The 7,546-nt window shown below is 59.9% G+C and carries 9 protein-coding genes; 4 read left to right on the top strand and 5 right to left on the bottom strand.

Going from position 1 to position 7,546, the window contains the following annotated elements; translation table 11 throughout:
• Positions 1-785, top strand: a 785-nt coding sequence (locus tag P8X48_11200) for a hypothetical protein (GenBank protein MEJ2107869.1), incomplete at its 5' end; no start/stop codon positions are given.
• A gap of 18 nt (positions 786-803) precedes the next feature.
• Here P8X48_11200 and P8X48_11195 read toward each other — a convergent pair.
• Positions 804-2,345 carry a winged helix-turn-helix domain-containing protein gene (locus P8X48_11195; protein MEJ2107868.1) on the bottom strand — a complete coding sequence of 514 codons (1,542 nt, stop codon included), beginning with the start codon at positions 2,343-2,345 and terminating at the stop codon, positions 804-806.
• A 130-nt stretch (positions 2,346-2,475) separates the two neighbouring features.
• Between P8X48_11195 and P8X48_11190 the strand changes: the two genes are divergently transcribed.
• Entirely contained in the window at positions 2,476-2,691 is a 216-nt protein-coding gene (locus tag P8X48_11190) for a tautomerase family protein (GenBank protein ID MEJ2107867.1), read from the top strand.
• A 38-nt stretch (positions 2,692-2,729) separates the two neighbouring features.
• Positions 2,730-3,560 carry a class I SAM-dependent methyltransferase gene (locus P8X48_11185; GenBank protein MEJ2107866.1) on the top strand — a complete coding sequence of 277 codons (831 nt, stop codon included), beginning with the start codon at positions 2,730-2,732 and terminating at the stop codon, positions 3,558-3,560.
• A gap of 63 nt (positions 3,561-3,623) precedes the next feature.
• On the opposite strand, the gene P8X48_11180 is transcribed toward P8X48_11185, so the two are convergent.
• The 4 genes from P8X48_11180 to P8X48_11165 form a co-directional block, all read right to left on the bottom strand.
• On the bottom strand, positions 3,624-4,016 hold the full coding sequence (locus P8X48_11180; GenBank protein MEJ2107865.1) for a hypothetical protein: 393 nt from the start codon (positions 4,014-4,016) through the stop codon (positions 3,624-3,626).
• A 29-nt stretch (positions 4,017-4,045) separates the two neighbouring features.
• A complete protein-coding gene (gene cbbX / locus P8X48_11175) occupies positions 4,046-4,966 on the bottom strand; it encodes a CbbX protein (GenBank protein MEJ2107864.1) in 921 nt (306 codons plus the stop codon).
• Between the two features lie 79 nt (positions 4,967-5,045).
• Positions 5,046-5,483: a ribulose bisphosphate carboxylase small subunit gene (locus P8X48_11170; protein MEJ2107863.1), complete on the bottom strand. Its 438-nt coding sequence runs from the start codon at positions 5,481-5,483 to the stop codon at positions 5,046-5,048.
• Between the two features lie 18 nt (positions 5,484-5,501).
• Positions 5,502-6,980 (bottom strand): ribulose-bisphosphate carboxylase large subunit, encoded by a 1,479-nt coding sequence (locus P8X48_11165; GenBank protein ID MEJ2107862.1) that lies wholly within the window; start codon positions 6,978-6,980, stop codon positions 5,502-5,504.
• A gap of 128 nt (positions 6,981-7,108) precedes the next feature.
• Between P8X48_11165 and P8X48_11160 the strand changes: the two genes are divergently transcribed.
• The coding region (locus P8X48_11160; GenBank protein ID MEJ2107861.1) for a LysR family transcriptional regulator at positions 7,109-7,546 on the top strand (438 nt) is incomplete at its 3' end.

Below are 7,546 nucleotides of genomic sequence, written 5' to 3'. Positions count from 1 at the left end.
TGGAGCTACCCGGAAACATCGCGATCTCCAAACCCTCGCCATACACCCACAATATTATTGGTTACCTGGAACGGTCACTGGAAGAGCTGCGAGTGTACTCCCTGGGGGTAAGCAGCATTCGCGACGATGTGCGGGCCGTGTATGAATCCGCCAAGGAGCTGCAGGCGAAGCTGGGCATCGATCAGCTGGTGCTCCCCATCGACCACCTGGCCACGCGGGTCTACAGCCAGAACCGGGAAGTTGCGATCCTGGAGTTCCTGTCGCTTTCCAGCTACTACTACTGGGGTTCCTACGACATCAAGGACCAGAACTCATCGACCAATGTGACAAAGAGTGTCCATTTCGAGGAGGAGAGTCGCAGTCCGGCGAAGGTCTTTACCGCCAACAATACGCCCTACTTCGTCAACCACCTGGAGAAGCTGCCCTCACCGACTGAAAATTTCGTGCGCAACTACGGGCCGCGACTGCACCACATAGCCTTCTCGGTGAAAGACGGTCAGACAGGAGACATGGCCAACATCGACTACGTCGTGGATTCCATCCGCCAGCATGGCAAGGAATTCCTGTTGCAAGTGATCGGCTCCGAGGAAGAGGGTCTGAAACAGATCTTCTCGAGTGCGTCCGAGCATTCCTCACTCATCATCGAATACGTGCAACGCTTCGGCGACTTCCAGGGATTCTTCACCAAGGACAATGTCGCCGAGCTCACAAGGGCAGCAGGCGTGGAAGAGGAGCTGATCGAGCTGCAGAAGGAAGCGGGCTCTTCCCATTCGATCCAGCTTTAGCAGGCTCTTTATTAATCCCTAGACCAGACCCGTTTGTTGCATGCGGTCGATGATGTCGGGACTTGCAAAACGGGAAACGTCGGCAATGGACAGATGTGGCCGTACGCGTCGCGCATCCTCGAGTGCCGTGCGGGCACCATCCTCGTTGCCGGCAGCCATCCGGGCGACAGCCAGAACAACCCGGGGCAAAAAGATCTTGTCATCGTTGCGGCAGGCGTGTTCGGCGACCTCGATGGCCTCGTCCGGTTTGCCGAAACCCAGCAACAGCGCCGCAAACAGACCGCCCCAGGCGGCCAATCGATTGTCCCGCGGACTAATGCGCATCCCGTGGCGCATTTCCTCGATGCCTTGCGGGTTGCCAGATTGCATCAATGCCGCACCCAGCGCGGCATGCGCCTGCGCATTGCTGGGGTCCAGTTCCACCGCGCGCTGCATAAGGCCGATTCCGCGCGGAAGGTCGCCCATATCGGCGAAGGCACAGCCGGCATAACCCAGCACGTCGGAATCCTGTGCGTCGAGCGCGATCGCAGTTTCAGCGGCGGCGGTCGCCTCGGCAAGGCTATTGTCGTCCGTCACCAGACCGATCAGGTGACCAAGGGCAAGGGTCAATGCGAGATACGCATGGGCAAAGGCCAGTTCGGGATCGCGGGCGATGGCCTGACGCAGCAGGCCAGCGGACTCGTGAAAGGTCTCTTCACTCCACCCACGCAGTGCGAGGGTCGCGTGGGCCTGGCGATAGAGCGCCCATGCACCCAGATCCACCGGTCGCCGTTGACGAAGCGAGGACAGTTCTGCCCGATTCAGCTCCGGTTCGATACGGTTGACGATCTCGCGCACGACCTCGTCCTGGAAATCCCCCAGGCGATCGGCCGGGACCTCGGTTCGGTCCGCCCACAGAAAAGTTTCTCCCTTCGTCTCCAATAGCTGCACGGAAACCCGCAACCGGTCGCCAAGCTCCCAAACCGATCCCTCGACTACGTAGTCGACACCGAGTTCGCGCCCGACTTGGCCGATGGTGTATTCGCGACCACGATACCAGCCGCTGGAATTGCGTGAGATGACGACGAAACCGGGGATGCGCGCCAACTGGATACTGATGTCTTCGGTCAGTACCTGTGCAAGCCATTCGATACTCTTACTTCCCGCGTTGAAGGAAAATGGCAAAACCGCCAGGGTCGGACGATCCGCAGAGGGTGACAGGCCCTGCGCGATAGCGCCGAGCGGCACCGCGGTATCGACCGAACCGCCTTCAAGCACTTCGACTTCGGCAACAAAACGGTAGCCCCGGCCATGAACCGTGGCGATGCACTGCTGGGCCTGGCCGCTGTCGCCTACGGCCTGACGCGCGGCCTTGATACGGCTGCTCAGCGTGGACTCGGTCACGACCTTGCCGGCCCACAACTCATCCAGAAGCTCTCGCCGGCTGACGACGCGGCCCCGGTTCCGGGCCAGATACACCAGCAAATCAAACACCTGGGGCTCGACCGGACGCCGCTGGCCGCCGACGCGAAGCTCGCACAGCCCTGTATCCAGCTCGTTTTCGCCGAATTTCAGCAACATCGGTGCATCTCCCGCGGATGCTCGCAGGGGCAAACGGTAGCAGAAATCTCCACAAAAACTCCACAAAAGCTTCCAGCCCCGGACAGGCGATTCCGCTACATTTTCTTTCGCACCGGGCCGAGGCCCGAAAATGAAGGAGGATCCCGTGCCACTGGTAACCATCAATGTCGTAGAGGATGTGTTCACAGACGAACAGAAGCGGGAAATGATCGAGAAGGTCACGGACACGATGGTATCGATCGAGGGCGAGGCCATGCGCGGACATGTCTGGGTGATGATTGAAGAAGTGCCGGGCCGGCACTGGGGAATCGGCGGAATCAGCATGTCCCGCCGGAACCCGGATTGACGGAAAACCTTTAACGGCTATTTCGGAGGAGAAAGACCATGGTGAACGAGAACGCAGTATCACAGCACTATACCCACGGCGATCTGCTCGGTGTAATCCAGGCATCCCTGGGCAAGATCGGCAAGTCGACAGACACCGTAACCATCGAGGACCTGGCGCCGGTGGATGAATTCCATACCGGTGGACGCATCGCCACGGAGAACCTGTTGTCGCAACTCAACTTCTCCGCTGACGACCACATTCTCGACGTGGGCTGCGGCCTCGGGGGCGCTGCGCGCTACGTGGCGAGCCGGATCCGGAATCGTGTCACCGGCATCGATCTGACGCAGGAATACATCGACACCGGCAATCAGCTGTGTTCCTGGGTCGGACTGGATGGGCATGTCACCCTGCAGCAGGGCAGCGCCCTTGCCATGACGTTTGACAGCGCTTCCTTCGACGGCGCCTACATGTTGCATGTCGGCATGAACATCGAGGACAAGGCGAAACTCTTCGGTGAGGTGTATCGGGTCCTGCGGCCGGGAACCTCATTCGGCATCTTCGACATGATGCGCACTGGCGATGGCGCCCTGACCTACCCGGTTCCGTGGGCAAACGAGGATCACACCAGCCGATTGGCCACACCGGAACAATACCGCGAGGCCCTGGAGGCCGCTGGCTTTGAAGTTTCCGCTACCAACAACCGGCGCGACTTCGCACTGGACTTCTTCAAGCAGATGAAGGCGAAGACCGAGGCCAACGGCGGTCCGCCGCCAATCGGGCTTCATCTGCTGATGCAGGACAGCACCCCGGTAAAGGTGAAGAACATGGTCGACAACATTGCGGCAGGCCTGATTGCGCCGGTGGAGATCATCGCGCGGAAGTCCTGATGCAGGAGGAAAGTTCGAAGGTGGGTGCTAACGCACTCACCTTCGTCAGGGGACGAGCATCGATCAGCTGCGTAGCGCCGAGACGGGAAACTTCTCCGGTGTTGCGAGGCGCGCACGCGAGGCAATGGTGTTGGCCAGGGCATCGAGTGCATTTCCCATGAGCAGACCGGCGTGCATGTGATAAAGGCGCAGTTCGCAGACTACCGGTTCACTAAGCGAATCGCGCACGTTGCGGAAGTTGGTCCATGCAAGAATGGGAACGTTTTTGTTACTGGCATCCACGCATACCCAGCTTTCTTCGTCCAGGATGGCCTCCAGACAACGGATATTGCCTACGGGCAGGGACCACGGAAGGTGATGACGCAGCAGGCCAACGCGGATGCTGTTATAGAGGTCCGCGGGAATCCTTTTCTCCAGTACCCGCAGGGCGGGCCAGGAATCAAGCCAGTGCGCCATGTCTCTCCCCCGTGTGGTTGGAACTTCTCCTATTCGAATACCCGGCTGGCGAGGATGTCCTCGGCCTCCAGGGTCATGAGGTCGCCCTTCTTCAGCCCCTTGGTCTTGTTGAACAGTCGGTTCGCCTGCCGCAGGCGGCTGCGATCCAAGGCATTGCGAATGGATCTTGCGTTGGCGAAATGCGGCTGTTCCATGCGCCGCACGATGTATTTGGCAAAGGCCTTCTCCGCCTCGGCGCTGAAACGATAGTTCTGCTCCGCCAGCATGAGCTTGGCGATGGCCAACAGCTCTTCCGGTGAGTAATCCGGGAAGTCGATGTGATGCGCGATGCGCGAACGCATGCCGGGATTGCTGTGGAAGAACTGGTCCATCTTGTCCTTGTAGCCAGCGAGGATCACGACCAGGTCGTCGCGATTGTTCTCCATCACCTGCAGCAGGATCTCGATGGACTCGGCGCCATAGTCGCGCTCGTTCTCTGGCTTATATAAATAGTATGCCTCGTCGATGAAAAGCACCCCGCCCATGGCCTTCTTGATCACTTCCTTGGTCTTTGGCGCGGTATGGCCGATGTACTGGCCGACGAGGTCGTCGCGCGTGACCGACACCAGGTGGCCCTCGCGCACGTATTCGAGTTTGTGCAGGATCTCCGCCATGCGCAGCGCGACCGTGGTCTTGCCGGTACCGGGATTGCCGGTAAAGCACATGTGCAGGGTCGGGGTCTGGGCGGTGAGCGCCATCTTCTTGCGAATGCGCTCGACCAGCAGCAACGCGGCGATTTCGCGGATGCGCGTCTTCACCGGCTTCAATCCGATCAGCTCCCGGTCCAGCTTGTCCAGCACGTCCTGGATATGGGTGGCGGTGTACTCCGCCTGCAGATCCACCGGGGTATCGTCCGGAAGATCGACCAGGTTCTGTTCTTCGCTTTCCAGTTTTTCGTTTGCTTCACTCATGGATCTGAATCAGACATCGTTGGTTCGTCGATGAAAAAGATGGCGGGAAGGCCCAGGCCTTCCCGCCCTACTGCTTACCTCAGGAGTACCGCTCGCTTTCCGGCTTGTCGGTGGCATAGGAATGCACCGTATAGCGGATGGTCCGCCCCGGCCCTTCCTGCCGTACCAGGCCATAGCCCGGCTCGTTCTTGGGCCGGTTGACGATGAACGACATGCGCGGGGTTTCCCAGCCGCGATTGGAGTCGAACGCCGTCACGCGGACGTAGTGGTTGGGGAAGGTCTTGCGACAGTTGTTCACCTCCATCAGGATCCCGGCGGGATCCTTGAGATCGAACATGGGCATACCGAACATTTCCCAATAGGTGTTGCGCGGGTGCGGGTCGTCGGTGTACTCGACGTTCACCGCCCAGCCGTGGTTCAGGGCGTACTTGATCTGCGCGGTGATCTGCTCGTCGGTCAGATCCGGCAGGAACGAGAACTGTCCCTGGGTAACGCGATTTCCTTGATTGGTCATCATGGTCGTATCTCCTCCGGTTTAGACGCTGCCGGTAGCCGTGGGCACGAAGTCCGCGGTATCGGTCGATTCGTAGTTGAAGGTGATGTCCTTCCAGGTATCCAGCGCGGCCTTGAGGGGCGAGCACCACTTGGCGGCGTTCTGCAGGATCTCCGGACCCTCGTTCCAGATGTCGCGGCCCTCGTTGCGCGCCTGCACCATGGCCTCGAGTGCTACACGATTGGCGATGGCGCCGGCCTGGATTCCCTGCGGGTGGCCGATGGTGCCGCCACCGAACTGCAGGATCACGTCCTCGCCGAGGTAGGTCAGCAGTTGGTGCATCTGGCCGGCATGGATGCCGCCGGAAGCAACCGGCATGACCTTGTTCAGCGAAGCCCAGTCCTGCTCGAAGAACAGGCCATTCTCCAGGCTCACCGGGGTATGGCGTTCACGCAGGGTATCGTAGAAGCCCTTGATCATGAGCGGATCGCCTTCCAGCTTGCCGACGACGGTACCGGCATGGATATGGTCGACGCCGGCCATGCGCATCCACTTGCAGATCACGCGGAAGTTCATGCCGTGATTTTTCTGCCGCGAGTAGGTGGAGTTACCTGCGCGGTGCAGGTGCAGGATCATGTCGTTCTTGCGCGCCCACTTGGCCATGGTCTGGATGGCGGTGTAGCCGATCACGAGATCGATCATGATGATGACGGAACCAAGTTCCTTGGCGAACTCGGCGCGCTCGATCATCTCTTCCATGGTGCCGGCGGTGACATAGAGGTAGTGACCCTTGACCTCGCCGGTGGCGGCGGAGGCACGGTTCACCGCTTCCATGCAGTACAGGAAGCGATCACGCCAGTGCATGAAGGGCTGGGAGTTGATGTTCTCGTCGTCCTTCACGAAGTCGAGACCGCCCTTGAGCGCCTCGTACACCACGCGGCCGTAATTGCGACCGGACAGGCCGAGCTTGGGCTTGGTGGTGGCGCCGAGCATCGGACGACCGAACTTGTCGAGACGCTCGCGCTCCACGATGATGCCCGTAGCCGGACCCTGGAAGGTCTTGAGGTAGGCGACCGGCAGCCGCATGTCTTCCAGACGCAGTGCCTTCACCGCCTTGAAGCCGAACACGTTACCAATAATGGACGCGGTCAGGTTGGCGATGGAGCCCGGCTCGAACAGGTCGAGGTCGTAGGCTATGTAGGCGAAGTACTGGGCCTCGGTATCCGTGCCCTCGCCCGTGTTGGGAACCTTGTCCACGCGATAGGCCTTGGCGCGATACAGCTCGCAGGCCGTCAGGCGGTCGGTCCACACCACGGTCCAGGTTGCGGTCGAGGATTCGCCCGCCACCGCGGCCGCGGCCTCTTCCGGATCCACGCCCTTCTGCGGCGTAATGCGGAACAGGGCGATGACATCGGTGTCCTTGGGAACGTAGTCCGGTTCCCAGTAACCCATCTTTTTGTACGGAATAACGCCGGATTTGTATCGCTCCTTGGCGTCGGTAATGGTTTGGCTCTTGCCCATTTGAGTGGCCTCCTGTTTTAGCCTCAAAAAATCCGGATTGCTTTCAATGAAAACCGGCGTGCAACTTTGCAGAGAACCAGATATAAATAACAGTCGAGTTTTTTGATGGAAGCTATAGAGCCTGATCTATGGATGCACCCGTTGCGAAAAACCTGCTGCGCCACGTGAGCCTGCGGCAATTGCAGATTTTTGATGCCATCAGCCGCCAGGGCAGCTTTACCCGCGCGGCGGAGGAGCTGTTTCTGACCCAGCCAACGGTGTCCATGCAGATCAAGAAGCTTGAGGACGGAATCGGCTTGCCGTTGTTCGAGCAGATCGGAAAACAGGTGCACCTCACCGATGCCGGCAAGGTGCTGCGGGAACACACCCGCCAGATCCTCGATTCCTTCGCCAACCTGGAAATGGAGATGGCCGACCTGCAGGGTCTGAAGACCGGCATTCTTCGCCTGGCCGTGGTGACGACGGCCAAGTATTTCGCGCCGCGGGCGCTGGGGAGATTCTGCGAGCGCTATCCCGGCGTCGACGTGGAACTGAAGGTAACGAACCGCGAGCGCCTGCTCGAACGC

The organism is Acidiferrobacteraceae bacterium (genome assembly GCA_037388825.1).
In the GTDB taxonomy this organism is placed as follows: domain Bacteria; phylum Pseudomonadota; class Gammaproteobacteria; order Acidiferrobacterales; family JAJDNE01; genus JARRJV01.
The sequence above is the reverse complement of the archived record's forward strand: the minus strand, read 5'-3'. Positions and strand labels throughout refer to the sequence as shown.

Bases quoted from the DNA above. Each gene is read 5' to 3' on its own strand.
- P8X48_11180 (MEJ2107865.1), bottom strand. From the start codon at position 4,016: ATGGCGCACTGGCTTGATTCCTGGCCCGCCCTGCGGGTACTGGAGAAA.
- P8X48_11170 (MEJ2107863.1), bottom strand. From the start codon at position 5,483: ATGATGACCAATCAAGGAAATCGCGTTACCCAGGGACAGTTCTCGTTC.
- P8X48_11165 (MEJ2107862.1), bottom strand. From the start codon at position 6,980: ATGGGCAAGAGCCAAACCATTACCGACGCCAAGGAGCGATACAAATCC.
- cbbX (MEJ2107864.1), bottom strand. From the start codon at position 4,966: ATGAGTGAAGCAAACGAAAAACTGGAAAGCGAAGAACAGAACCTGGTC.
- P8X48_11195 (MEJ2107868.1), bottom strand. From the start codon at position 2,345: ATGTTGCTGAAATTCGGCGAAAACGAGCTGGATACAGGGCTGTGCGAG.
- P8X48_11185 (MEJ2107866.1), top strand. From the start codon at position 2,730: ATGGTGAACGAGAACGCAGTATCACAGCACTATACCCACGGCGATCTG.
- P8X48_11190 (MEJ2107867.1), top strand. From the start codon at position 2,476: ATGAAGGAGGATCCCGTGCCACTGGTAACCATCAATGTCGTAGAGGAT.